This window comes from Pseudomonas sp. B21-053 (genome assembly GCF_026016365.1).
In the GTDB taxonomy this organism is placed as follows: domain Bacteria; phylum Pseudomonadota; class Gammaproteobacteria; order Pseudomonadales; family Pseudomonadaceae; genus Aquipseudomonas; species Aquipseudomonas nunensis.
Window position 1 is genome coordinate 6905252 of sequence record NZ_CP087205.1, and the last position, 24211, is coordinate 6929462.

Annotated in this window: 23 protein-coding genes; 11 read left to right on the forward strand and 12 right to left on the reverse strand. The window is 59.7% G+C overall.

What is annotated here, in order from left to right:
- Nucleotides 1-140: 140 nt before the first annotated feature.
- The 4 genes from rpoZ to LOY68_RS31135 are packed head-to-tail and all read left to right on the forward strand — an operon-like array spanning nucleotide 141 to nucleotide 3769.
- Nucleotides 141-404, forward strand: a complete 264-nt coding sequence (gene rpoZ / locus LOY68_RS31120) for a DNA-directed RNA polymerase subunit omega (protein WP_007894670.1) — start codon at nucleotides 141-143, stop codon at nucleotides 402-404.
- A 57-nt stretch (nucleotides 405-461) separates the two neighbouring features.
- Nucleotides 462-2567, forward strand: coding sequence for a bifunctional GTP diphosphokinase/guanosine-3',5'-bis pyrophosphate 3'-pyrophosphohydrolase (gene spoT / locus LOY68_RS31125; protein WP_265041767.1), 2106 nt, complete (start codon nucleotides 462-464; stop codon nucleotides 2565-2567).
- A gap of 24 nt (nucleotides 2568-2591) precedes the next feature.
- The gene (locus tag LOY68_RS31130) at nucleotides 2592-2972 is read left to right on the forward strand and encodes a RidA family protein (protein ID WP_003229509.1); all 381 of its coding nucleotides are present in this window, start codon (nucleotides 2592-2594) and stop codon (nucleotides 2970-2972) included.
- Nucleotides 2973-3028: 56 nt separating this feature from the next.
- Nucleotides 3029-3769 (forward strand): hypothetical protein, encoded by a 741-nt coding sequence (locus LOY68_RS31135; RefSeq protein WP_163910643.1) that lies wholly within the window; start codon nucleotides 3029-3031, stop codon nucleotides 3767-3769.
- A gap of 126 nt (nucleotides 3770-3895) precedes the next feature.
- On the opposite strand, the gene LOY68_RS31140 is transcribed toward LOY68_RS31135, so the two are convergent.
- Nucleotides 3896-4753 (reverse strand): SDR family oxidoreductase, encoded by an 858-nt coding sequence (locus tag LOY68_RS31140; RefSeq protein WP_265041777.1) that lies wholly within the window; start codon nucleotides 4751-4753, stop codon nucleotides 3896-3898.
- Nucleotides 4754-4942: 189 nt separating this feature from the next.
- Here LOY68_RS31140 and exbB point away from each other — a divergent pair, with 189 nt between their 5' ends.
- From exbB to LOY68_RS31170, 6 genes are all read left to right on the forward strand, one after another.
- Nucleotides 4943-5911 carry a tonB-system energizer ExbB gene (exbB, locus tag LOY68_RS31145; protein ID WP_265041779.1) on the forward strand — a complete coding sequence of 323 codons (969 nt, stop codon included), beginning with the start codon at nucleotides 4943-4945 and terminating at the stop codon, nucleotides 5909-5911.
- Between the two features lie 6 nt (nucleotides 5912-5917).
- Nucleotides 5918-6346 carry a TonB system transport protein ExbD gene (exbD, locus tag LOY68_RS31150; protein WP_008150131.1) on the forward strand — a complete coding sequence of 143 codons (429 nt, stop codon included), beginning with the start codon at nucleotides 5918-5920 and terminating at the stop codon, nucleotides 6344-6346.
- Nucleotides 6343-7089 carry a TonB family protein gene (locus tag LOY68_RS31155; RefSeq protein ID WP_054048428.1) on the forward strand — a complete coding sequence of 249 codons (747 nt, stop codon included), beginning with the start codon at nucleotides 6343-6345 and terminating at the stop codon, nucleotides 7087-7089. Before exbD ends, LOY68_RS31155 begins: the two co-directional genes overlap by 4 nt.
- A 267-nt stretch (nucleotides 7090-7356) precedes the next feature.
- Entirely contained in the window at nucleotides 7357-8286 is a 930-nt protein-coding gene (locus LOY68_RS31160) for a hydrogen peroxide-inducible genes activator (protein WP_054048426.1), read from the forward strand.
- Nucleotides 8287-8295: 9 nt separating this feature from the next.
- Entirely contained in the window at nucleotides 8296-10371 is a 2076-nt protein-coding gene (recG, locus tag LOY68_RS31165; RefSeq protein WP_054048424.1) for an ATP-dependent DNA helicase RecG, read from the forward strand.
- Between the two features lie 78 nt (nucleotides 10372-10449).
- Entirely contained in the window at nucleotides 10450-11850 is a 1401-nt protein-coding gene (locus LOY68_RS31170; protein ID WP_265041781.1) for an aminoacyl-tRNA deacylase and HDOD domain-containing protein, read from the forward strand.
- 114 nt (nucleotides 11851-11964) lie between these two features.
- Here the strand turns inward: LOY68_RS31170 and LOY68_RS31175 are convergent, their stop codons facing one another.
- From LOY68_RS31175 to LOY68_RS31225, 11 genes are all read right to left on the reverse strand, one after another.
- On the reverse strand, nucleotides 11965-12348 hold the full coding sequence (locus LOY68_RS31175) for a helicase (protein WP_163910639.1): 384 nt from the start codon (nucleotides 12346-12348) through the stop codon (nucleotides 11965-11967).
- Between the two features lie 197 nt (nucleotides 12349-12545).
- The gene (locus tag LOY68_RS31180; RefSeq protein WP_265041782.1) at nucleotides 12546-14270 is read right to left on the reverse strand and encodes a tetratricopeptide repeat protein; all 1725 of its coding nucleotides are present in this window, start codon (nucleotides 14268-14270) and stop codon (nucleotides 12546-12548) included.
- On the reverse strand, nucleotides 14267-14752 hold the full coding sequence (locus tag LOY68_RS31185) for a hypothetical protein (protein WP_320110086.1): 486 nt from the start codon (nucleotides 14750-14752) through the stop codon (nucleotides 14267-14269). The genes LOY68_RS31180 and LOY68_RS31185 overlap by 4 nt, the downstream gene beginning before the upstream one ends.
- Nucleotides 14739-15287 (reverse strand): hypothetical protein, encoded by a 549-nt coding sequence (locus tag LOY68_RS31190; RefSeq protein WP_265041783.1) that lies wholly within the window; start codon nucleotides 15285-15287, stop codon nucleotides 14739-14741. The genes LOY68_RS31185 and LOY68_RS31190 overlap by 14 nt, the downstream gene beginning before the upstream one ends.
- Nucleotides 15288-15321: 34 nt before the next feature.
- Entirely contained in the window at nucleotides 15322-15804 is a 483-nt protein-coding gene (locus LOY68_RS31195) for a hypothetical protein (RefSeq protein ID WP_265041784.1), read from the reverse strand.
- A 20-nt stretch (nucleotides 15805-15824) separates the two neighbouring features.
- The gene (locus LOY68_RS31200) at nucleotides 15825-16253 is read right to left on the reverse strand and encodes a hypothetical protein (RefSeq protein ID WP_265041785.1); all 429 of its coding nucleotides are present in this window, start codon (nucleotides 16251-16253) and stop codon (nucleotides 15825-15827) included.
- A gap of 28 nt (nucleotides 16254-16281) precedes the next feature.
- Nucleotides 16282-17652 carry a sel1 repeat family protein gene (locus tag LOY68_RS31205; protein ID WP_265041786.1) on the reverse strand — a complete coding sequence of 457 codons (1371 nt, stop codon included), beginning with the start codon at nucleotides 17650-17652 and terminating at the stop codon, nucleotides 16282-16284.
- Between the two features lie 24 nt (nucleotides 17653-17676).
- Nucleotides 17677-20112: an alpha/beta fold hydrolase gene (locus LOY68_RS31210; RefSeq protein WP_265041787.1), complete on the reverse strand. Its 2436-nt coding sequence runs from the start codon at nucleotides 20110-20112 to the stop codon at nucleotides 17677-17679.
- 10 nt (nucleotides 20113-20122) lie between these two features.
- Complete coding sequence (locus LOY68_RS31215; RefSeq protein WP_265041789.1) at nucleotides 20123-21565, reverse strand: TIGR01777 family oxidoreductase; 1443 nt, start codon at nucleotides 21563-21565, stop codon at nucleotides 20123-20125.
- Nucleotides 21558-22043, reverse strand: coding sequence for a cell division protein (locus tag LOY68_RS31220; protein ID WP_265041791.1), 486 nt, complete (start codon nucleotides 22041-22043; stop codon nucleotides 21558-21560). The genes LOY68_RS31215 and LOY68_RS31220 overlap by 8 nt, the downstream gene beginning before the upstream one ends.
- A gap of 109 nt (nucleotides 22044-22152) precedes the next feature.
- A complete protein-coding gene (locus LOY68_RS31225; RefSeq protein WP_265045847.1) occupies nucleotides 22153-23430 on the reverse strand; it encodes a hypothetical protein in 1278 nt (425 codons plus the stop codon).
- A gap of 388 nt (nucleotides 23431-23818) precedes the next feature.
- Between LOY68_RS31225 and LOY68_RS31230 the strand changes: the two genes are divergently transcribed.
- The gene (locus LOY68_RS31230; protein ID WP_265041792.1) at nucleotides 23819-24211 is read left to right on the forward strand and encodes a DUF6124 family protein; all 393 of its coding nucleotides are present in this window, start codon (nucleotides 23819-23821) and stop codon (nucleotides 24209-24211) included.

The window sequence follows — 24211 nt, forward strand, 5'->3', positions numbered from 1 at the left end:
GCTTTACATTGGCACTTGCAGCGCGTTGAAGGGCTTGGTCAAAAAATCAGCGCTTCCCTAATCGCTGGTGATTTTTTAAACTGTTGAGTCCGCTCGCCCAACCGGGCAGCGCGCATATTGCATTCGCTCCGAGGAATACCATGGCCCGCGTAACCGTTGAAGACTGCCTGAACCACGTGGAAAACCGTTTTGAGCTGGTCATGCTGTCCACCAAACGTGCCCGTCAACTGGCCACCGGCGGCAAAGAGCCACTGGTTCAGTGGGAAAACGACAAGCCTACCGTTGTAGCGCTGCGTGAAATCGCTGAAGGCCTGATGAGCTATGAGTTCATCGCCAATGCTGAAATCGTCGAAGACGAACCGCTGTTCGCAGCGTTCGAGGACGAGTCCAACGAGGCCGTCTAAGCCTATGCCTGGTCGACGTAGCACGGCGCGGGGTCACAGCGAACGGCAGGAGTCATCATGCCGAGCATAGACGCCCTCGCCGATCGCTTATCGGCCTACCTCGGCAAGGATCAGGTCAACCTGGTCCGCCGAGCGTATTTCTACGCCGAACAAGCCCACGACGGCCAACGCCGCCGCAGTGGCGAGGCGTACGTCACGCATCCTCTTGCGGTGGCGAATATTCTTGCCGACATGCATATGGACCATCAGAGTTTGATGGCGGCCATGCTGCATGACGTGATCGAAGACACCGGGATTGCCAAAGAAGCGCTGCAAGCGCAGTTCGGTGAAACCGTGGCCGAACTGGTCGATGGGGTCAGCAAACTGACCCAGATGAACTTCGAGACCAAGGCCGAAGCCCAGGCTGAAAACTTCCAGAAAATGGCCATGGCCATGGCCCGCGACATTCGCGTGATCCTGGTCAAGCTGGCCGACCGCCTGCACAACATGCGCACGCTGGAAGTGCTGTCCGGCGAAAAACGCCGACGCATCGCCAAGGAAACCCTGGAAATCTATGCGCCCATCGCCAATCGGCTGGGCATGCACGCCATCCGCATAGAATTCGAAGACCTCGGCTTCAAGGCCATGCACCCGATGCGTTCCGCGCGGATCAACCAGGCGGTCAAACGCGCCCGGGGCAACCGCAAGGAAATCGTCAACAAGATCGAAGAGTCCCTCAGCCATTGCCTGGCGATTGATGAAATCCAGGGCGAAGTCAGCGGGCGCCAGAAACACCTCTACGGCATCTACAAAAAGATGCGCGGCAAGCGTCGGGCCTTCAACGAGATCATGGACGTCTACGCGTTCCGGATCATCGTCGACAAGGTCGATACCTGCTACCGCGTGCTGGGTGCTGTGCATAATTTGTACAAACCGTTACCGGGTCGCTTCAAGGATTACATCGCGATCCCCAAGGCCAACGGCTATCAGTCGCTGCACACCACGTTGTTCGGCATGCACGGTGTACCGATCGAGATCCAGATCCGCACCCGTGAAATGGAAGAGATGGCCAACAACGGCATCGCCGCCCATTGGTTGTACAAATCCAGCGGCGACGAGCAACCGAAAGGCACTCACGCCCGTGCCCGCCAGTGGGTCAAAGGCGTGCTGGAAATGCAGCAACGCGCCGGCAACTCGCTGGAATTCATCGAAAGCGTGAAGATCGACCTGTTCCCGGACGAGGTCTACGTATTCACGCCAAAAGGCCGGATCATGGAGCTGCCCAAAGGCTCCACGGCGGTGGACTTCGCTTACGCGGTGCACACCGACGTCGGCAACAGCTGCATCGCCTGCCGGATCAATCGTCGACTCGCACCGCTGTCCGAACCGCTGCAAAGCGGCTCCACGGTCGAGATCGTCAGCGCCCCCGGCGCACGGCCAAACCCGGCGTGGCTCAACTTCGTGGTCACCGGCAAGGCGCGGACCCACATCCGCCACGCGCTGAAACTGCAACGCCGCTCCGAATCCATCAGCCTCGGCGAACGCTTGCTGAACAAGGTCCTCAACGGTTTCGACAGCACCCTGGACAAAATCCCGGCCGAGCGCGTCAAGGCGATGCTCACCGAATATCGCCTGGAACTGATCGAAGACCTGCTCGAAGACATCGGCCTGGGCAATCGCATGGCCTATGTGGTCGCCCGCCGCCTGCTGGGCGAAGGCGAACAACTGCCGAGCGCCGAAGGTCCGCTGGCGATTCGCGGCACCGAAGGCCTGGTGCTCAGCTACGCCAAGTGCTGCACGCCAATCCCGGGCGACCCGATTGTCGGTCACCTGTCCGCGGGCAAAGGCATGGTCGTGCACCTGGACAACTGCCGCAACATCAGCGAAATCCGCCACAACCCGGAAAAATGCATCCAGCTCTCGTGGGCCAAGGATGTCACCGGCGAATTCAACGTCGAGCTGCGCGTCGAACTGGAACATCAGCGCGGCCTGATCGCCCTGCTGGCCAGCAGCGTCAACGCGGCCGACGGCAATATCGAAAAAATCAGCATGGACGAACGCGATGGTCGCATCAGCGTGGTCCAACTGGTGGTCAGCGTGCACGACCGTGTGCACCTGGCCCGCGTGATCAAGAAACTGCGCGCCTTGACCGGGGTGATTCGCATCACCCGCATGCGTGCGTAGCCCACCCATTACAAGGAGTCATTCATGACCAAGACAGTTATCACCAGCGACAAGGCCCCGGCCGCCATCGGTACTTATTCCCAGGCGATCAAGGCTGGCAATACCGTTTACATGTCGGGTCAGATTCCCCTGGACCCAAAAACCATGGAACTGGTCGAAGGCTTCGAAGCCCAGACCGTCCAGGTGTTCGAGAACCTGAAAGCCGTGGCCGAAGCTGCCGGCGGCTCGTTCAAGGACATCGTCAAACTGAACATCTTCCTCACCGACCTGAGCCACTTCGCCAAGGTCAACGAGATCATGGGCAAATACTTTGACCAGCCCTACCCTGCCCGAGCCGCCATCGGCGTAGCAGCCCTGCCAAAGGGTTCGCAGGTAGAAATGGACGCCATTCTGGTCATCGAGTAATACATCCGGCGCAGCCCCGAAAGGCTGCGCCGTTTTCGTTTTGAAAGGATTCCACCATGCGCAAAGCGCTTGCCCTCTCCTTGCTCGCCGTTTTCCTCGGCGGCTGCGCCAGCAATCCTGCCGACCGTGACATCAGCGGCACCTGGATCAACCAGGTGGCCATCGATGCTGCCGCCAAGGGCGGCCCCCTGCGCGAAGCGCTCCAGGCTTACGGTCCGAACCTGGAATGGGACGTCAACACCAAGGCCGGCCAGGCCCGCTACACCAACGGCTTTGAAAACGTCGAAGGCAAGCTGCTGGCCGATGAGTCCGGCGCCTGGAAAGTCGACTTCTATGGCAGCTCCGCCAGCGAGTTGCGACGCGACGGCAAGCAACTCAGCCAGGTCGCGAACGACAACGAACCCGCGCAAGTCTTCGACCGCGCGTTGATTCCAGTCCCGGAAGGCGCGCCGATGGGTGCGAGCTTCGAGCGCGCGCTGTACACGGCTTATATGGGCGGCAGCTGGAAAATCGTCAACGGCCAGGGTGAAGGCGAAACCGTGCAATTCCAGGCGGATGGCCAAGTAGCCGGCCTGCCGGGTGCGGATCGTTATGCGCTGTGCCTCGCGGGCGATTGCGCGTCGATGAGCGGCGGCAACGACAATATGTGGTTGCAACAGAACGGCCAGGGCAACACCTGGATCTTTGCGCGCAAGGGTAAAGAGCTGGAAATCTTCCAGGCTGTGAACACGGCGCAGGCGGATGAAATGCCTTCGTTTACGCCGGGCGATCGCAAGTGGTTGCTGGAAAAACAGTAAACGAATAGCAACCTGTAGGAGCGAGGCTTGCCCGCGAAAGCGTCATAACAGCCAACATCTATGTCGGCTGTTACATCGCTTTCGCGGGCAAGCCTCGCTCCTACAGTTGTTTTGGGTGTCTGGAAGTTAGCAGCGGCCCTCAAGAATCGCGGCATAGCCTTCGCGATAACTCGGGTACTTCGGCTCCCAGCCCAGCGCTTTCGCCCGTGCATTGCTGCAACGCTTGCTGCCAGTCCTGCGCACACTCTCGTTCTCGGCCCACTCGGTCACGCCCAGATACTCACGCAACCAGCCCACCACGTCAGCCAGTGGCGCAGGCGCATCGTCGACGCCTATATAGACGTCTTCCAGCGTCACGCCACGCTGATCAGCCTCCAGCAGATACGCCATCAACCCAGCCGCATCGTCGGCGTGAATGCGGTTGCCGTACAGCGGCGGATCAATTGCCACGCGATAGCCGCGCCGAACCTGAGTCAGCAAAAACTCTCGGCCCGGACCGTAGATCCCGGTCAAACGGACGATGCTCGCAGGGATGCCGCTATTGAGGGCAATTTGCTCGGCTTCCAGCATCACTTGCCCGGAATAGCCCGCTGCCACGGTTGGCGAAGTCTCGTCGACCCACTCGCCCTCCTGCTGGCCATAAACGCTGCTGCTGGACACGAACAGCAGCCGATTTGGCACCTGGCCATAATCGCCCAGCCATTCCAGCACGTGCTGCAAACCCTGAATATAAGCGGCGCGGTAACCCGCCTCATCGTGATCGGTGGCTGCTGCGCAATACACCAGGTAATCCACCGCTCCGATTGGCCAGGTTTCCGGACAGTCCTTGTTGAACAAGTCGCCGGCAACGCCAATCACCCCTTCGGGCAGGCGCGAGACGTCACGCCGCAAGCCGTGAACTTCCCAACCCGAAGCCAGTAATTGCGTGGCCAGACGACTGCCGACATCACCGCAGCCGGCGATCAAAACAGATGGCGCGGACATCAGAAAACTCCCTCAGGAAAGGTACAGACTAGCGCCCGTATGGGACGAGCGGCTAGCAATGGAAGAAAAAAAGAGACTCTATTACTTCTGTTAACAAGAATTACTTGCAATAATGCCGACCACTTTTGTTCTCGGCCTTACGAGGCCTGGAAGAACATTCACCCTATTTTTCTCTCAGGTCCGGCCAGCATGACACGCAATCAATTCCCCGCTTCGCCAACCAAACGACCTCGCGCCTGGAGCGCTGTGGCCGCCCTGCTGCTCAGCCTGATGCTGGCGCCAACCGCCGCGTTCGCTGATGCAACAGCACCCGCCACCCCAGCCGCTGCGACCGCTCCAGCCCCAGCTGATCACGCCGCTGCACCGGCCGCAACCGACCCGGTCCAGGCTGTCGATGCCACTGCTGCAGACGACGCACCTGAAATCCTCGAACCCGACAACACCCTGGGCATGGCCCATGACCTGTCGCCATGGGGCATGTACCAGAACGCCGATATTATCGTGAAAATCGTGATGATCGGCCTGGCCATCGCCTCGATCATCACCTGGACCATCTGGATTGCCAAAGGCTTCGAGCTGATGGGCGCCAAGCGTCGTCTGCGTAACGAAATCGTACACCTGAAGAAAGCCACCACCCTTAAAGAAGCCAGCGCCACCGCGACCAAGCAAGGCACCCTCGCCAATTTGCTGGTTCACGATGCGCTGGAAGAGATGCGCTTGTCGGTCAACAGCCGCGAGAAAGAAGGCATCAAGGAACGTGTCGCTTTCCGTCTTGAGCGCCTGGTTGCAGCGTGCGGTCGCAACATGAGCAGCGGCACCGGCGTGCTCGCCACCATCGGCTCCACCGCGCCGTTCGTAGGTCTGTTCGGCACCGTGTGGGGCATCATGAACAGCTTCATCGGCATCGCCAAAACCCAGACCACCAACCTCGCCGTTGTGGCCCCGGGTATTGCCGAAGCCCTGCTGGCTACCGCGCTGGGTCTGGTTGCCGCAATTCCTGCCGTAGTGATCTACAACGTCTTCGCCCGCTCCATCGCCGGTTACAAGGCGCAGGTGTCGGACGCCTCTGCTGAAGTCCTGTTGCTGGTCAGCCGTGATCTGGATCACCTGCCGACCGCTGAGCGCTCCACGCAACCCCACGTGGTCAAAGTAGGGTAATCAGCCATGGGCTTGCATTTGAAAGAAGGCGCGGACGACGATCTGGCCGAGAATCACGAAATCAACGTCACGCCGTTTATCGACGTGATGCTGGTGCTGTTGATCATCTTCATGGTGGCCGCGCCGTTGGCTACCGTGGACATCAAGGTCGACCTGCCTGCCTCCAGCGCCAAACCGGCGCCACGGCCAGAGAAACCGGTGTTCCTCAGCGTAAAAGCTGACCAACGCCTGTTCCTCGGCGAAGACGAAGTGAAGGCCGAAGCACTCGGCGCCACACTCGACGCCCGGACCAAGGGCAAGAAAGACACGACGATCTTCTTCCAGGCCGATAAAGGCGTGGACTACGGCGACCTGATGAGCGTGATGGACAACCTGCGCTCCGCCGGTTACCTGAAAGTCGGTCTGGTCGGGCTTGAGACGGCAGTCAAGAAATGATCACGACGCGCCATAAGCTGACGCGTTACAGCGGGAGCCTGGCCGTGGTGCTGGGCGTGCATGCGCTGGCCATCGCGCTGGCGGTGAACTGGACGGCGCGCCCGCCCATCGAGCTGCCACCGCAGGCGATGATGGTGGAACTGGCGCCGGTTCCGGCCCCGCCACCGCCGGCACCGCCTAAGGTGATTACGCCGCCGCAACCACCGGCCCCGGTGGAAGAGCTACCGATCCCGAAACTGGCTGAAGTGCCGAAGGCAGAAATTGCCGTGCCGAAACCGGTCAAACCCAAACCCAAGCCACAACCGCCCAAGCCTGTGGAGAAAAAGCCGGAGCCGCCGAAGGAGAAACCGTCCGAGGCCAAACCGAGCGACGCGCAACCGACCCAGGCCCCGACCGAGAAGTCCGCACAGCCAGCACCAGGTCCATCGCCCGCGCAGCAGGCCGCCAAGGCCAGTTGGCAAGGCACCCTGCTCGCTCACTTGGCCAAGTACAAAAAGTACCCGGCCAGCGCGCAATCCCGGGGCAAGGAAGGTTTGAACCGCCTGCGTTTCGTGGTCGATGGCGAAGGCAATGTATTGTCGTTCGAACTGGTGGGCCGCTCCGGCAACGCCGATCTGGACCGGGCCACCCTGGAAATGATCAAGCGCGCCCAGCCGCTGCCCAAGCCACCGGCCGACATGCTGAACAACGGCTCGATCGAAATCGTCGCACCGTTCGTTTACTCGCTGGAACGCCGTCGCTAAACCACCGCCGAACCATTGTGGGAGCGAGCCTGCTCGCGAAGAGGCCGTCACCTCCAGCATCCATGCTGGCTGACACACCGCCTTCGCGAGCAGGCTCGCTCCCACACGGGCGATGCAACAAATGAAAAAGGCACCGAAAGGTGCCTTTTGCATATCCGCCAGCGGCAAACGCGCATTGCCCTGTGTCACTCAACACACTCTCTCTGATAACGTGCGTCTATCGATTGCAGCCGGTATGCTTGGCCCGCAACTTCATGGACGCTTGCTATGACTCTTACAGAATTACGCTACATCGTTACCCTCGCCCAAGAGCAGCACTTCGGCCACGCGGCCGAGCGTTGCCACGTCAGCCAGCCGACCCTGTCGGTGGGCGTGAAAAAGCTTGAAGACGAACTCGGTGTGCTGATTTTCGAGCGCAGCAAGAGCGCCGTGCGCCTGACCCCGGTCGGCGAAGGCATCGTGGCCCAGGCACAAAAGGTCCTGGAACAGGCCCAAGGCATCCGCGAACTGGCCCAGGCCGGCAAGAACCAGCTGACCGCCCCGCTGAAAGTCGGCGCGATCTACACCGTCGGCCCGTACCTGTTTCCGCACCTGATTCCACAACTGCACCGGGTCGCCCCGCAGATGCCGTTGTACATCGAAGAAAACTTCACCCACGTGCTGCGCGACAAACTGCGCAACGGCGAACTCGACGCGATCATCATCGCCCTGCCGTTCAACGAAGCCGACGTGCTGACCCTGCCGCTCTACGACGAGCCGTTCTACGTCTTGATGCCGGCCCAGCACCCGTGGACCCAGAAAGAAACCATCGACGCCGGCCTGCTCAACGACAAGAGCCTGCTGCTGCTCGGCGAAGGCCACTGTTTCCGCGATCAAGTGCTGGAAGCCTGCCCGACCCTGGGCAAAGGCAACGACGGCGCCAAGCACACCACGGTGGAATCCAGCTCCCTGGAAACCATCCGCCACATGGTCGCCTCCGGCCTCGGCATTTCGATCCTGCCGCTGTCGGCAGTGGACAGCCACCACTACGCGCCCGGCGTGATTGCGGTGCGTCCGCTGTCGCCGCCAGTGCCGTTCCGCACGGTGGCCATCGCCTGGCGCGCCAGCTTCCCGCGGCCGAAGGCGATTGAAATCCTCGCTGACTCCATTCGCCTGTGCTCGGTGGCCAAGCCGCAAGCGCCGGTGGTGGCCGGTTAAGTCGCTGCCATGACCGAGTTGTCGCAAGTGTCGGTAACGGCACTCAAGGGTGTCGGTGAAGCCATGGCCGAGAAATTGGCCAAGGTCGGCCTGGAGAATCTTCAGGACGTCCTGTTTCACCTGCCGTTGCGCTATCAGGATCGCACTCGCGTGGTCCCGATCGGCCACTTGCGACCCGGCCAGGATGCGGTGATCGAAGGCACCGTCAGCGGCGCCGACGTGGTCATGGGCCGACGCCGCAGCCTGGTGGTGCGGATACAGGACGGCACTGGCGGGCTCAGCCTGCGCTTCTACCATTTCAGCAACGCCCAGAAAGAAGGCCTGAAACGCGGCACGCGGATTCGCTGCTACGGCGAAGCGCGGCCCGGTGCGTCGGGCCTGGAGATCTACCACCCGGAATACCGCGCCATTACTGGCGACGAGCCGCCGCCGGTGGATGAAACCCTGACCCCGGTCTACCCGCTCACCGAAGGCCTGACCCAGCAACGCCTGCGCCAACTGTGCATGCAAACCCTGACCCTGCTCGGCCCGACCAGCCTGCCCGATTGGCTGCCGACCGAACTGGCCCGGGACTATCAACTGGCGCCGCTGGCCGATGCGATCCGTTACCTGCATCACCCACCCGCCGATGCCGATGTCGACGAACTCGCCCTCGGTCATCACTGGGCCCAGCATCGCTTGGCTTTCGAAGAACTGCTGACCCACCAACTGTCCCAGCAGCGTCTGCGCGAGAGCATGCGTTCCCTGCGCGCCCCGGCGATGCCGAAAGCCACCAAGTTGCCGGCCAAATACCTGGCCAACCTCGGCTTTACGCCGACCGGTGCCCAGCAACGGGTCGGCAACGAAATCGCCTACGACCTCAGTCAGCACGAACCGATGCTGCGGCTGATCCAGGGTGACGTCGGCGCGGGTAAAACCGTGGTCGCCGCCCTCGCCGCGCTGCAAGCGCTGGAGGCCGGTTATCAGGTCGCTTTGATGGCGCCGACCGAGATTCTGGCCGAGCAGCACTTCATCACCTTCAAGCGCTGGCTCGAACCGCTGGGCATCGAAGTCGCGTGGCTGGCCGGCAAGCTCAAGGGCAAGAACCGCGTCGCCGCCCTGGAGCAGATCGCCAACGGTGCGCCGATGGTGGTCGGCACCCACGCCTTGTTCCAGGAAGAAGTGCAGTTCAAGAACCTGGCGCTGGCGATCATCGACGAACAACACCGTTTCGGCGTGCAGCAGCGCCTGGCGTTGCGGCAGAAAGGCGTTGGTGGGCGGATGTGCCCGCACCAGTTGATCATGACCGCCACGCCGATTCCTCGGACGCTGGCCATGAGCGCCTACGCCGACCTCGACACCTCGATCCTCGACGAACTGCCGCCCGGCCGAACGCCGGTGAACACCGTGCTGGTCACCGACACCCGGCGCGTCGAAGTGATCGAACGGGTACGCGGCGCCTGTGCCGAAGGGCGACAGGCTTATTGGGTCTGCACGCTGATTGAAGAATCCGAAGAACTGACCTGTCAGGCCGCCGAAACCACTTACGAAGACCTCACCGCCGCCCTCGGCGAGTTGAAGGTCGGGTTGATCCACGGGCGCATGAAGCCCGTCGAGAAAGCCGCAGTCATGGCCGAGTTCAAGGCCGGCAACCTGCAACTGCTGGTCGCCACCACGGTGATCGAAGTCGGCGTCGACGTACCCAACGCCAGCCTGATGATCATCGAAAACCCTGAACGCCTCGGCCTCGCGCAACTGCACCAATTGCGCGGCCGCGTCGGTCGGGGCAGCGCCGCCAGCCATTGCGTGCTGCTCTACCATCCGCCGCTGTCACAGATCGGCCGTCAGCGCCTGGGCATCATGCGCGAAACCAACGACGGTTTTGTCATCGCCGAAAAAGACCTCGAACTGCGCGGCCCCGGCGAAATGCTCGGCACGCGTCAGACCGGTCTGCTTCAATTCAAGGTCGCGGACCTGATGCGCGACGCGGATTTACTGCCCGCCGTGCGCGATGCAGCCCAAGCCTTGTTGGAACGCTGGCCGGATCATGTCAGCCCATTACTTGACCGTTGGCTGCGCCATGGGCAGCAATACGGCCAAGTGTGAGCACCGTCGCAGTTTCTGGACCATGGTTTTAAACAAGGTGGTTATACTCCTGCCATTGTTTGCAAACGGATACAGACCATGACTGAAGCTGCCCTCGTCCCTGAAACCCCGCACGCTCCGTCTGTTATTCGGCTGCTGCTCGGCAAACTGGGCATCGCCTACGAAGAAGTCCTCGACCATCACGGCCTGAACGCCGCGCGTAAAGTGCAGGCAGTTTTGCTCGACGATGCGGTCGGCGCGCTCATGGTGTTGTTCCCGCAGAGCCAGTTGCTGGACCTCAATCGCCTCGCCGAACTGACTGGCCGTCGACTGACCGCCGTGTCGACCGAGCGTCTGGAGAAGATGCTCGGCAAACACAGCCTGAGCCTGCTGCCCGGCCTGCCGGCGCTCACCAGTTCGCCGTGCCTGTACGAAGAAAGCCTGCTGCGCGAGCCGAAGTTGCTGATCAACTCCGGCGAGCCGAACGTGCTGCTGGAAATCTCCAGCGACGATTTCAAAAGCATGCTGACCAAGGCCAGCGCCGCCAACTTCGGCGAAGCCCTGACCAGCATCCGCCCAAACCTCGACCGACCCGACGATGACCGCGAGGAAATCACCCAGGCCGTTCAAGCGTTCACTGCGCGGCGCATCCAGCAACGCCTGGAAGCCACCATCGAAATTCCACCGCTGGCCGAAACCGCGCAGAAGATCATCAAGCTGCGCGTGGACCCCAACGCCACCATCGACGACATCACCGGCGTCGTCGAAACCGACCCGGCCCTGGCCGCGCAAGTCGTGAGCTGGGCGGCATCGCCGTACTACGCCTCGCCGGGCAAGATTCGTTCGGTTGAAGACGCAATCGTCCGCGTGTTGGGTTTCGACTTGGTGATCAACCTGGCACTGGGCCTGGCCCTCGGCAAGACCCTAAGCCTGCCGAAAGACCATCCGCAACACACCACGCCGTACTGGCAGCAATCGATCTACACCGCCGCCGTCATCGAAGGCCTGACCCGCGCCATGCCCCGCGCCCAGCGCCCGGAAGCCGGCCTGACCTACCTCGCCGGCCTGCTGCACAACTTCGGCTACTTGTTGCTGGCCCACGTCTTCCCGCCGCACTTCTCGCTGATCTGCCGCCACCTGGAGGTCAACCCGCACCTGTGCCACAGCTACGTCGAGCAACACTTGCTGGGTATCAGCCGCGAACAGATCGGCTCGTGGCTGATGCGTTACTGGGACATGCCGGACGAACTGGCGACCGCGCTGCGCTTCCAGCACGACCCGAGCTACGACGACGCGTATTCCGAATACCCGAACCTTGTGTGCCTGGCGGTGCGTTTGTTGCGCAGCCGCGGGATTGGGTCCGGGCCGGATGAGGATATTCCGGATGCGTTGCTGGAGCGGCTTGGTTTGACCCGCGACAAGGCCAATGATGTGGTCAGCAAAGTGCTCGAGGCTGAAGTGCTGCTGCGCGAGCTTGCCTCGCAATTTACCCAAGCCTAAAAGCGTCGCGGGCAAGTCGAATCGTCGCACCGCTCGCTCCTACAGGGGATTACCTAATCCTTGTAGGAGCGAGGCTCGCCCGCGAAGAATGCACCTCGGTCTACCTGATAGACCTCAAGCCTTCGGCTTAGCCTTTCTAGGCTTCAAATACTTGGTCAACCCCTGGAACCAGATCACCAGCGCCGGGTTGCCCTTGATCTGAATCGACTTGTCCTGAATCCCCTGCATAAACGCCAACTGCTTGTTCTTCGCCTGCATTGTGGCAAAGCCATACGCCGCATCTTTAAAGGCAATCGCAAACGCTGGCTCGGCATACACGCCGGATTTGCTGGTAATACGCTGATCCTTCACAAAGAAATGCCGCGCCACTTTCCCGTCCAGGGTCTGTAGCTGAAACACCAATTCCTTGTCACCCAACTGCTGTTGAAATGCAGGATTAGTCCGACTGGCCTTACCCATCAACAAACCCAGCATCCACAGAAGAAAACGAAATTTCATGCGTGCAGCCTCAAAAGGAAAATGAACGGCTGGCGGAGTGTAGCGAGTTTGGGGGATAACGACACTATCGGGTTACGTTGGAAGAAGATGTAGCGCTTTTTGGCGTCAATGACTGCCAAGTCACACAAATCGTCTGACAAAACATATCCATTTAGGAGCTGCCGAAGGCTGCGATCTTTTGATCTTCAAGTTCCCAATCACTCAACTACTCCATCACTGCGCTCAGTCACTCGCGCAGGAATCTTCGACGCCTTGCCCGCGTCAGTCATCAACGCGGCGTATTGCTTGTAAGCCTGTGCCGCCCGCACTTTATCTTTCAGTCCCCAGTAACTGTCCGCGAGGTTCAGATACGCCACGGTTCGGCTGGGATTTCGGGCAATCACGGCATTCAGCAATTCGATGGATTCTTGGTAATAGCCGGTTTCACCCAATAGAAACCCCAAGTCGTTAGACCAGCCGGGTAGCTGAGGAAAGTCATACTTTGAAGCGATGTAGCCTTCTGGGTCGCATTGGCCCGCGTTGTTGTACATCAGGAAACTTCCCATCAACTCCCGGACCGCCTCGGTCTGCCCTTTTCGATGCAGCGCCAACGCTTGGTCGAGCTTTTCCGCGACGTCAGTCATCATCAATTTCTTGTAGTCGGCAGACTTAGGGTGCAAGTCAGACAGCTGCTCAAACACCTTGCGCCCATCGAAAGACGCCAATGACTTTTCGCCGATCATGCCCAGAGGCATTTCTCGAACACCGACAATCGAGTGATCACAGGCCTCGTTGTTCGTAACCTGCAACACGTTTTTCAGCTCAAACTGTCTGGAGCTTTTGTTGTAGCGAAACACCAGGTTGAAGCTATAAACGGCGTTATCTTCTTCGCTGCTGACCAGTACAAGGGCGCTCCCGGCTTCGGCAGAAGACTGTTTGACCGACACGGATTCACCTTGCATATCGATGATCTTAAGCACCCCTGCCGGGTTGTTGATTATGTTGACACCGAAGACATCGCTCATGGCCGACGAGTATTGGCTCTTGATCAACGGCAAAGCCTTGGAGGTATCCAGCAGGATGTCGTTGCCGGTGCCGTGTTCGGGTGTGATCTGCAGACGGCGGAAGTCTGCCCCGGCGCCGCCGGACAGCACAGACACGTTTTGACGGGATGCATCGCCTAATAAACTGGCCGGTAGTTTTTTGATGACTGTTGGCTGGGTGACTGCGGGACTTCGTTGCGCGACTTCCCCCTTATCCAGTGATGCCATTTTTTTCGAAGTTGACTCGCAGCCGGAATAACACGCCAACTTCAACAACTCAGGTTGATCAGTGCCCTCAAACAGATAAGTCGCAGAGCCATTTTGTTGCCCGTCGTTGTACACCGGAACGCTGACCGCCAACGTACCGGCCGCCAACGACGCGGGGGCGCCATCCGCTACTGATGGGGCGTAGGATTCAACGTCCTTGCAAACAGCATCGAATGAGGAGTCCAGGAGCCCTTGCCCTGCCGGGAAACTCAGCTTTGCGTTGACCGGCCGGCAGTCATAGCCATGCCAGTAAGGACCTGTTTGCATCGAGATGTTCAAGGAAAAAATATAGATATGGTTCAGGACGATGTCTTTACCGTCATAACTGAAGTCCACCCAACGACGGGTTTTGGCGGAAGAGTAATTTTCACTCTCCAGAATGTACCGGCTGCCGGATCGGTACAGCGCGTTTGTAAACATGGCGCCTGTATATTCGGGCCCGTCGAACAGTTTCTTTCCTGAACGGGCATCTAAAATATAGCCGTCTGCATTCAAGGCAACTGAACAACTGCCGGGGGCCTTGCCGTAATACTCACAGATCGTTGCGTGGGGGAAAACCAACTCAGCGGCACCCGCGCCAAAGCTCAATAGCGCCATCAGGAACATTGGAATTTTCAAGGTAAACAGCTTCACCACTGACACCCCTTCTCAGCAGAAGACTCAATCAACGGGTGATGATCAAACGCATACCGCTTTTTGCTTTTAGCGTTCGTGTACGACATGCCGTAAATCAGCGCACCTTGGCGAACCATGACGTATTCACCCGTGACGACGCCGCCAATGACTTCCACCCACGTGGTGGTGAATTGAAAAGGCCGGCCCTCAGCCATTTCTTCTTGCTCGGTACTTTTGAATACCAGCGGGATCGACTCTTTGGACGTCCCATACCTGGCGCCCGCCCCACTCCACTTGGCGGCTTCATCACGGTAGATCCTGAACTCCAGCTTTATGTCTTTGCCTTCCAGGGATTGAAAACAGTCAATTTCCGTTTCCACTTCGCTGTGAGCGAATGCGGGAAAGGCCAGCAACATCAGCATCAATAACTTTTTCAAAGACAACTCCCTTGTTTTGACCAGTGCCACACCCTTGCGTCCAGCCAGATCAAGGCTGCCCATAGGTAATCCTTTTTATCTCCGGGCTTTCCCCGCGAAGGTCTTTCGCGGTCACGCCGTAGGCTTTGATCAACGCTTCAGATGAGCCCTTGGAGCCAAACGAGCGGTAAATATTGCTGTAGGAATACATTTCCAACTTGCCCGCCGTTGAGTAATAGCCATGCCATTCAGGGCAAGCACCACAACCGCCGTAACCACCAATCGCGACCAGACTGCCCTTGGCGCCTTTAATGCAATCCATCGCTACCACCACATTTTCCAACATCGAGACAGTGGTGCCGTCCGTGGTCAATTGGGAGACCTTGCCGATGTCGCGTCTGAGCACTTTGCCGTTGATGTTGATGGCCTGGTCGGAGCACACCGGAATCATCTGGTCCTGCCCCTCTTGCACCGTCACCGACCGGCAAGACGAAACCAATGCCACTTCGACGCCACCGCATTGCATGACGTCGCGCTGCGTGTAGGCATCCGGTGAGGCGGCGCAGACTGACATTGCGAACAGTGCCGAAACGCTGCCCACGCAAAAACGCTGAATCATGAAAAAGTCCCTGTTCTGGCATTCGCCGAATCGTTTATTCGTCCTTGATTTTCAACAGCCGGAATTCGTTATTCACAAACTCGTAATAGCGAGTCCGGTCACGATTCTTCAGCGGTTTACCCTTCAGGTCTTCCTCGGTGTCGACAGTGATGCCGGAGACAATGATCAAGTTGCTGTCGGGCTGGTAAGACAGCGTCAGCAAGTTACCGTCGTAGGCATTGGGCAAACCTGTAGCGACCTCGCCCGTCTGCGCGTCCAGCACCTCGACACACATGGCGCTGCCGCCACAGCCAACCTTGTGCAGAACGTAGTGCCCGGCGAAATTGACCTTGCCGGCAAGCGCTTGTGCGCGCGCTTCATCCATCCATTGGTTGCTGTTTTCCTGCGGCGCCGGGGCGTGGTTTGGACCGGCAAACACTTGGGTGACGTTGAAGTCCGTGAAGGATGGATCGGCGGCGAAAGACAAAGAGGTGGCACTCGCCAGGATGCAGCCCAATAAGATCGATAGTCCTTTCATACTGTAACTCCTGAATAAATTCACTGTTCCCATTGGCATCCCTTCTCCGGAGAAAAGTCGATATTCCAGTTGTGAGAAAAGTCGTACTGCTTGCCATTCGATTTCTTCGTGTAAGTCATGGAAAGGACTGTCACGCCCTGACTCACCATTTCGTACTCGCCGGACACCTTCCCGTCAGACACCTCGGTCCACGTGGTGGTGGCCAGCCAAGGCCTCCCGGGACTCACTTCTTCCGCCTGGTGGTCGGTTAACACCAGAGGAATCGCCACACCGGAGGATGCGTACTTAACAAACCCACCGTGCCATTTGTTCGTTTCGTCGTAGTAAGTCCGAAGCTCGAATTTCACCGAACTCCCCTCACCTCTTTCAAAACACAGATTCTCCGACACAACCTCGCAGTGAGCCGCCAACGGCAGCACGCCAATCACCAACAGCAACAATCTCTTCACTTCAAATCCTTTGAAATAACCCCGGCATTCAAATCGAGAAATCCTGCACTTCGTCCAGTCCCCAACACCCATCTAAACTGAACCGGTAAATAACCTGATAACCCGTATCCGGTTTTTGCAGTTTCACCGTCGCCGACGTCTCGCTCTTGTCCACGACCTGCAGCGTCAGCCCTTGCGTCTCACGCGCCTTCGCCTCAGGGATCAGCGGGAATACCAGCTCGCTGCGATCCAGCAACGTACTGACCTGTTTCGGCTCAGGCTCGGCGTCCACCGTGATCTGCTTCTTCATCGGGACGCGGGTGAAGGCTTTTTGAATGGCCGGGCTTTCCATGAAGTCGGCTAAAAACGCCTCGAAATCCTTCGAAGGGCAGGCCAATGCCTGGGGTTCCTCAGCAGGTTCTTGCGCCAGGCACGGCTTGGCCGCGTTGACCGTTATGCCCTGAGCAATCAGTTGTTCTGCGTTGCTGCGCGAACCTTCCTGCCCCTTGTTGGCCGCCGCCAGGTAACAGGCCAGTGCCCGTTGCGAATCCTGAATGCCCAGCGTGCCGCGTTGAAAGGCGCTGCCGAGGTCGTTGAGCGCATAGGGCGCACCTTGCGCAGCGGACCTTTTCAACGCCGCCAGGGACTTTGCCGGGTCGGCGCAGGGGCGCGGGTCGCCATACTCGCCTTCGTCACAATAAAACCCGGACAGCGCATGGCTGGCCTGCGCGAGCGTTCGGGAACCTTGAATATAAAGTTCGAGGATTTTGCTGTTGTCCAGACGCGGCGCCTGCCCCGAAAGGCTGACCGACGCGGCGGCATACGCGGCCTGGTCGTTACCTTGGGCGGCACCGTCCAGGTAACTGTCCAGGGACGAAACATACAATTGCACATCGGCCGGATACCCCGACTCGTTCGTCAGCGCGTCATACAGCGCGCCTCGCTTGAGGGCGCGGGCACCCGGCGCAGCGCGTAGCTCTCCTTGTTGCGCGGACAGCACTTTTTCCAGTGACCAGTCTTCGACCCGCACCAATTTCCAGCAGTCACCGAACTTGAACGTGAGGACCTTCAGCACTTCGCCTTTGCGGTCGCGGACAAACACATAGTTGGGCAACTGAACCTGCAAACTCAGCCCGGATTTGGCGATGTAATCCGCAGACAGTTCGACCAACGATCGCGGGCTCAGCATCGGCACTTGGCGTTGCACCACCCGGGGTTTCGACCCGGTGGAAACCACTGACAACTCCATCACCGGCGAAGCGACAAAGGCTGGCTGAGTGTCAGCATTCGCCGTAAACGCGGTGACGAACTCCGCAAAATTGGCGCTGGGGCACTGCGCCGCGCCCGACTCCGCCGCGAACACCGCCGACGATATCACCAGCGCCAACCACGCCAGGCACCCACGCTTCACACCCGCCACAAGAGAATTCCTTTTCATCGAAAACTACTTCACCAACGTCAGTTCACCATCGCGATACAGCACCTCACACCCCAGCCACGCCACATCGACCTGAGGCAGCACCGCCGAAGGTTTGCGCAGTTCACGCAACAAGGTCGAGCCGTGGGACAAGCGCCCGCCCATGCGCGCAATCACCGCCCGCGCGGCCTGATAGTGCGCGTGGCGACCGGGGTCCAGGGTGTCTTCGAGCAAAATGTCATCGCCCAAAATGCCCTGCACTTGCCCTGGATAAATCATGAATCCGGTCGCTTGTTCAGTGCCTTCGCGGCCGTCCTGCCAGAAGCTGCCGTCACGGCTGCGAATGTCGGGATGCGGCGCGAACCAGTGCGCTCGGTCGGCCATCGGCATGGCGTGATGAAGGCGGAAGAAGATCCGCATCAGGTTGTCGCGATACCACTCGCGCACTTGCAGGTAATAACCGCGCAGGCCCGGAAGGCCGGTCGAATGGGCCATACGGATAAGCCCCGACCATTGCGGGAAGGCCTGCAACGGCAGGTCGGTTGGCGCCGGGCGTGGCGTGCCTGGATCGGTCTCCCACGGCAATCGATGCGGGCTGTTTTCAAGATCGTCATACGCGGTTGGCGGTCGGCCCAACAGATCACCGCCGCTACTGGCCAACGACGTAGCAATGCACAAATTGCCCTGCACCACGAACACATAAAACCGGGTGAACCAATCAGCGAGTTGCTGGCCGTCGGCGCCTTGTGCGATCAGCTCGGAGAGCTCCTGATCGAAGCGCTGCAAACCCCTTTCCAGTGTCAGCAAATGCCCGCGCGCGATGCGTTGCATCCGTAGAAACAAGGGCAACGAACGCAGCATTCGCAATGGTCGCCAAGGCAGATGCGGCGTCGCGCCGCCGACTTCACCGGCATAGCTGCTGGCAGAAATTCCCCAGTCCGCCAGCCGCGCCAGAAACAGATCATTGTTGATATACGAAGCGCCGCCAAACACTGCAGTGAACGGCTCGTTATCCTGCAGCACCCGCGAATCCCAACGTGCCATGATCTCCGGAATACTCGCCGCCGCACGTCGCTGGGCGTACTCCACGAACACGCTTGGTTGTGGCGGCAGGATCTCGGCGATGTTGGCGGCGGTCAGGTGCCGGCGCCAGCCGTAATCGCTGATCGGCCGGTATTGCAGCAGCCAGAGTTGCTGACCGTCCCAGGCCCACTCGACGTCGCCGGGCACATAGTGAAAGACCCGCAACACACCATGCAGAAACCGCCACAGCAAGTCCGCCGTCAGGCCATGGGAAGGTTTGAACGTGTCGCTGCTCCACGATTCACCGAGGCGCGAAATGATCGCGCGCTCGGGACTCACCTGACCGTCGGCCAAGGATTCGAGATGCCCTTCGACCCACTCCAGTTCGACCGACAGATGCCGCACAAACCCGATCCCGGACACCTTGGGCGTGATGAAGCGTTGCACCACCACTTCTTCCACGCCCGCCGCGCTCAACTCGGTAATGCGCGCAGGCACGTTGGAGGTCGGTTCGCGCAGGAACGTGGTGCTCAATCCGGCATTCGCCGCATCAGCCTGATCCTCGCCATAACTGGAGGAGCGCACTGCCCACGTGGCGTCCGGCTGGCTGGCGAGAAACGCCGGCAAGCGCGGATCGCGGCAATCGCTGAGTGACAGCGCCGGCGGCACCGCTTGCCCGGCCAGCTCAGCCAGACGCAAGCGACCGCCCTTGGTGTGCGCGACGAATCCGCGCTCGCCCGACTCCAGCCACGCGGCGAACTCAGCGGGCGAGTCGATCCACGGGTAATGACCCCAACCGGTTTTCAGGCAGACCGTCAGATCAGCACGCGCCAGAATCGCCGACCACGCCGCAGCCTGGGCGATGCCGAGCACGTTGTCCTGATCGCCCCACACCAACTCGACCGGATCAGTGATCCACTCCAGCAGCGGCAACGCCGTGTCGGCCCGCACCAAGTCCCAGTGCGGCACAAACGCGCGACAGCGCGCATACCCGGCACCCATGCGCTGGTACTGCGCGGGCGTCCAGGTCTGGTTGGAGAATTTGTGTTTGAACAGCGCAGGTTTATTCGCCAGCAGCCAATGAATGGTCTTGCGAATCGGCAGCGGCGACATCAGTGCCGGCAGCCGTCGTTGCCACAAGAACGCCCCGACCGGCGCCAGCAACACGCTGCGGCAATAGTGTCCCGGCTGACGTTGCAGCGCATGCAGCACCAGCAGCGCGTTGACCCCGACCGCCATGATCGCGCTGCCCTGCACCGTCATTGCCAGCAACGCCTGAGCGTACGCCGCGAGGTCTTCGCACGGCGCCTGTGGATTGTCGCCGAAGCCCGGCAATTCGAGCGGCACCACCTGATAACGCTGAAAGTGCGGCAGCGCGTCATCCCACCAATCGGCGGCGCCACCGTTGCCGGCCAGCAGGTACATCACAGGCTTGTTCATGAACACATCCTCAAGCCAGATCGCGCAGGGCAGCGTCAAGCGTCGGGTAGCGGAAGGTGTAGCCCGCCTCGGTCAATCGGCTCGGCACCACCCGTTGACCGTCGAAAAACAGTTGCGCCATCTCACCGGCCAGCGCTCGCACGGGCGCAGCAGGAATGTGGAACCACACCGGACGCTTCAGGGCTTTGCCGACGCGCTCGGCGAACACGCCTTGGCTTATCGCATCCGGCGCCACCAGGTTGTACGTGCCGCTCAAACTGTTGTCGTTGAAGGTTCGGGCGATCACCTGAATCACATCATCGCGATGCACCCAACTCATGATCTGCTGACCATCGCCCATGCGTCCGCCGAAACCCAGACGAAACGGAATCAGCAACGGCAACAACGCGCCACCCGGGCCGAACACCACGCCCAGCCGCAGCACGACCTGACGTACACCGAACTCGGTCGCCGGTTGCGCAGCGGCTTCCCACCGGGCGCACAACTCGGCCATGAAACCGTCGCCCTTGCTCGCGCCTTCATCCAGGCTTTCGCTGGCATCGCGCACGCCGTAATAGCCGATGGCCGAGGCCTGCACCCACAGCGCCGGTTTATGTTTGGCGTTCTTCAGCCAACTCATCAGCGCTTCGGTGGTGTTGACCCGACTGGCGATCAATTGCGCCTGACGCTTGGCACTCCAGCGCGGCCCGGCGACCGGCGCGCCCGCGAGGTTGATCACCACATCGAAGGTTTCGTCATAGCCAAGTTTGCTCAGTGATCGCACGCACCGGGCGCGCCCGTCGAACAGGTACGCGGCCTTCAACGGATCACGCGCCAACACGCTGACCGTGTGGCCGGCGTCGAGCAATTGATTGACCAGCACTTCGCCAATAAACCCGGTGCCGCCGGTCACCAGCACGCGCTTGTAAGCGCCGCCCGCGAACGGGTTAGAAGGTTTACCTTCGCGCTGCATGCGCAACGCCGCCAAGCCGTCGCGAATACCCGACGCCGTCACGCCAATCGCAAACAACGTCAGCAACCAGCCACGCCAGCCTAGATCAATCGCGCTCAACCCAGTCGGCAGACTCGCCCACTGCGCCAGTTGCACGCCATACAGCGCAAAAAACGCGCCGCCATTCACCGCCAACACGGTGTGCATGATCCGCTCGATGGCCGGCAGTTTGCGGCTGCGATCCTCGACCACGAAATCCCACAACGTCAGGCAAATCTCCAGGGCAAACAGCAACGCAATCACAATCGCCCACGTGCCCTGAAACGCCAGATGCGCCATGCCGAGGAACAGAATCCCGTAGAAACACGACCGCAGCGCATGGATCGACAACTCCAGCCGCGCACTGTGCCGATACGGCAGCGCGACCGTCAGTTCGTGGTGATAAATAGTGTCCAGCGCACCCAGAATCGCCTGGGCAATCAGCAGCGCAACCGCCCAATCCAGAAGAGAAAAATCAGGCATGGTCGGCGTCACTCGGTGGGTTGTTTGAAGGGGCGTTGCGGCGGTCGTGGCGATAGAGCCAGAACAGCGGCGGCAATAAAGTCAGCAGTGCGAAACCGTCAATCCACAAGTTCACCCAGAGCTGCGCCGTCAGGGCAAACCACATGTCTTGCGGCGCCCAGATCACGATGCCGGCGATCAACCAACCCCACGCCATCGGAGTTTTCAGGCGATTGCCGATGCGCACGAGGGCGAACATGTAGAGGGAATAGCTTTGCAGCGTCGCGCCGAACACGGCGAGCCACCAGAGTTGTTGCTCGCGAGCGGCGCGCGGTGGCAGGTCCGTCCAGAAGGCGTAGTCGACGTTTTGCAGGTAGACGTCGAGCCATCCCGAAGGGCCGACCCAGGTCAGGATGATGCTGACGAACAGATGCACCAGGGCGGCGGCGGACAGCCAGGCAACCAGGGCTTTGCGAAGCGTGTTTGAAGGGACTGGCATTCCGTGTCCTGAGGTCTTCCTTGAGGGGCGCAAGTCTAAAGGAAAACGCAAGGCTTAGTGATGAATCACCGAGCCCGTTTCGCCTCAGACCGTGGAACCGGGGCCTCGACTAACACCCGTCGGCATCACCGCACAGAACCCAGCCGCGAATAGCTTTCCCCTTGGGGGTTTTGAACATGATTTTCAGGAACCCGGCCTCAGCCCCTTCCTGCAAGACCGAATCGCCCTTGATCAGATACATCTTTGTCACCTCGGCTAAAACCGGCGAACTGTAAATCGAGGTCTTTTTATTGATCGTGAGCTTCACCTCGTCGCCCGCGGCCCAGTGCTTGTAGGCGGCGGAGTTGAGTTTGGCGACGATGGCATCGGCGGTTTTGTAGGGGAACGTGTAGACCAACTCCTCCGACTCGGCATCGCGCGCAATATCGCCGCCATTGCCGAAGTAGGTCGACAGTCGCTCATCCCTCACATAACCCGCTGGTGTGTTGGCGTAGGCATGAACGGTGTAGTAATCGCCCAAGTAATTAACGCCGGTATAGGCTCTGATTCCGACGGCGTGAATGATGATTAGCTCGGGTTCTGCTCCGGGTTTGGTCGTGGCGAAGAAAGCGGCTTTGACCGCGCCCGTGGCCGCTAAAAATGGCAGCCCGACGATGTTCTTCTTTGTACCGTCGGCGCAATTCACAAAATCGACGTCGATGGCTACGTCGTCGGAAGCTTGGGATTCTTCTTCGGGCAGTTTGGTGTAGTTGAAAACGATGGTGCCTGAGTCGGTGTTCAGCGCTGGGAAGGCTTCGCTTTTTGGGGGTTCGCAGGTGATTCGGTCCAGGAGTTTTTTCAAGTCGGAAACGCCTTCTTCATAAAAGGTGTTGCACTGCGAAACCACGACAAAACCCTGGGCTGTTTCTGCTTGAAGTGTGTTGCAGGTTAATGAAAACCCCTCAACATCATCCGGGCCAGGGTAGATAACGTTTTTCATGTCCAACAGCGTCCAGCCTTGCTGCTTCATTAACGCTTTTGCGGTGGGCGCAGCGTCCGAAAACTCCTTGAGTCCCTCAGCATGAGGCACTTCGATCAGCTTGTTGTAACGCCGTGCACTGTCGATTCCGACAACCGCCAAAATGTCCTGCAGGTTTTTCCCGGAGACGATGAAGGTGGGGAGGTTGTCGAAGTCGTTGGTGGACTCAGGTTCGTTGCGGGGCACGAGTTTCAGGATGTTCACGTTCCCTTCCTGCACGCAGCTTGCGACTTTCAGGTCTGTTTGCGGGACATCGAACGGGCAAGGTTGGTCTTCAGCGAATGCATTCGCGCCACCCAGGAACAGGCTCAGTACAAAAGCAGCCTTCAGCGCTGCGCCGAAGCCGCGCTGTTTCACAAAACAATCCATGTCGATCACTCGAAAGCCCTTGTTTAAGCAGTGCGCTGGTTACGTTTAAAAGTGTCGGATCATCCGCTTACATTGCCTGCAAAACCATCGGATATTTCCTTCGATGCGTGGGGGTGTTCGTGAACTAGGCGTCGTTTGCGTTCACCGATAACCTCTTCTGGTCATCGCAAAAAACGGTGACCCAGACGTGCAAGTCCGGAATTGGTACACATCGGTTATGGCTATTCATCGAGCGTTTTCTTATGCTCGCGAATCGTTATGGCGGCTGTGTGTGGGAGACCTTCGGGTCTGCCGGTTTACCGATTCCGGTCTTGCACACCTATACACAGCTGCCACCCCATTCGAAGTGCGAGCGAATGGTGATAGCTCAAAAAATCGGTGCCATTAAATGATCAAACCAACACCAAACCCACCCGACGACTTATCCACATCCCCCTACGAATCCCTCGATTCCAGAAAACTCCACGAGGCCGCCGAACGCGCCCTCGACTATCACCTCGGCCCAAACCCCGAAACGAAAACCAAGCCCAAGCCCCGCAAGGGCGCCCTATTCACCGCCTCCTCCGACCACCAAACCGAAACACTATTGGCCAATGCATCCGAAGACCTGCTGTCCATCAGCGCCATCGCTGCAGATTTGGCGGACGACGTGGAAGGCACACGCCGCTCGGTAGCGCTGGGGCTGAGTCGATTGGCAGATGGGGTGCATCTGATGGTGGAGCAAGCGCTGGATCAAATTGATTCGCCGGATCCGGGGAGCCGTCAGCGGGCTGCGGTGTAA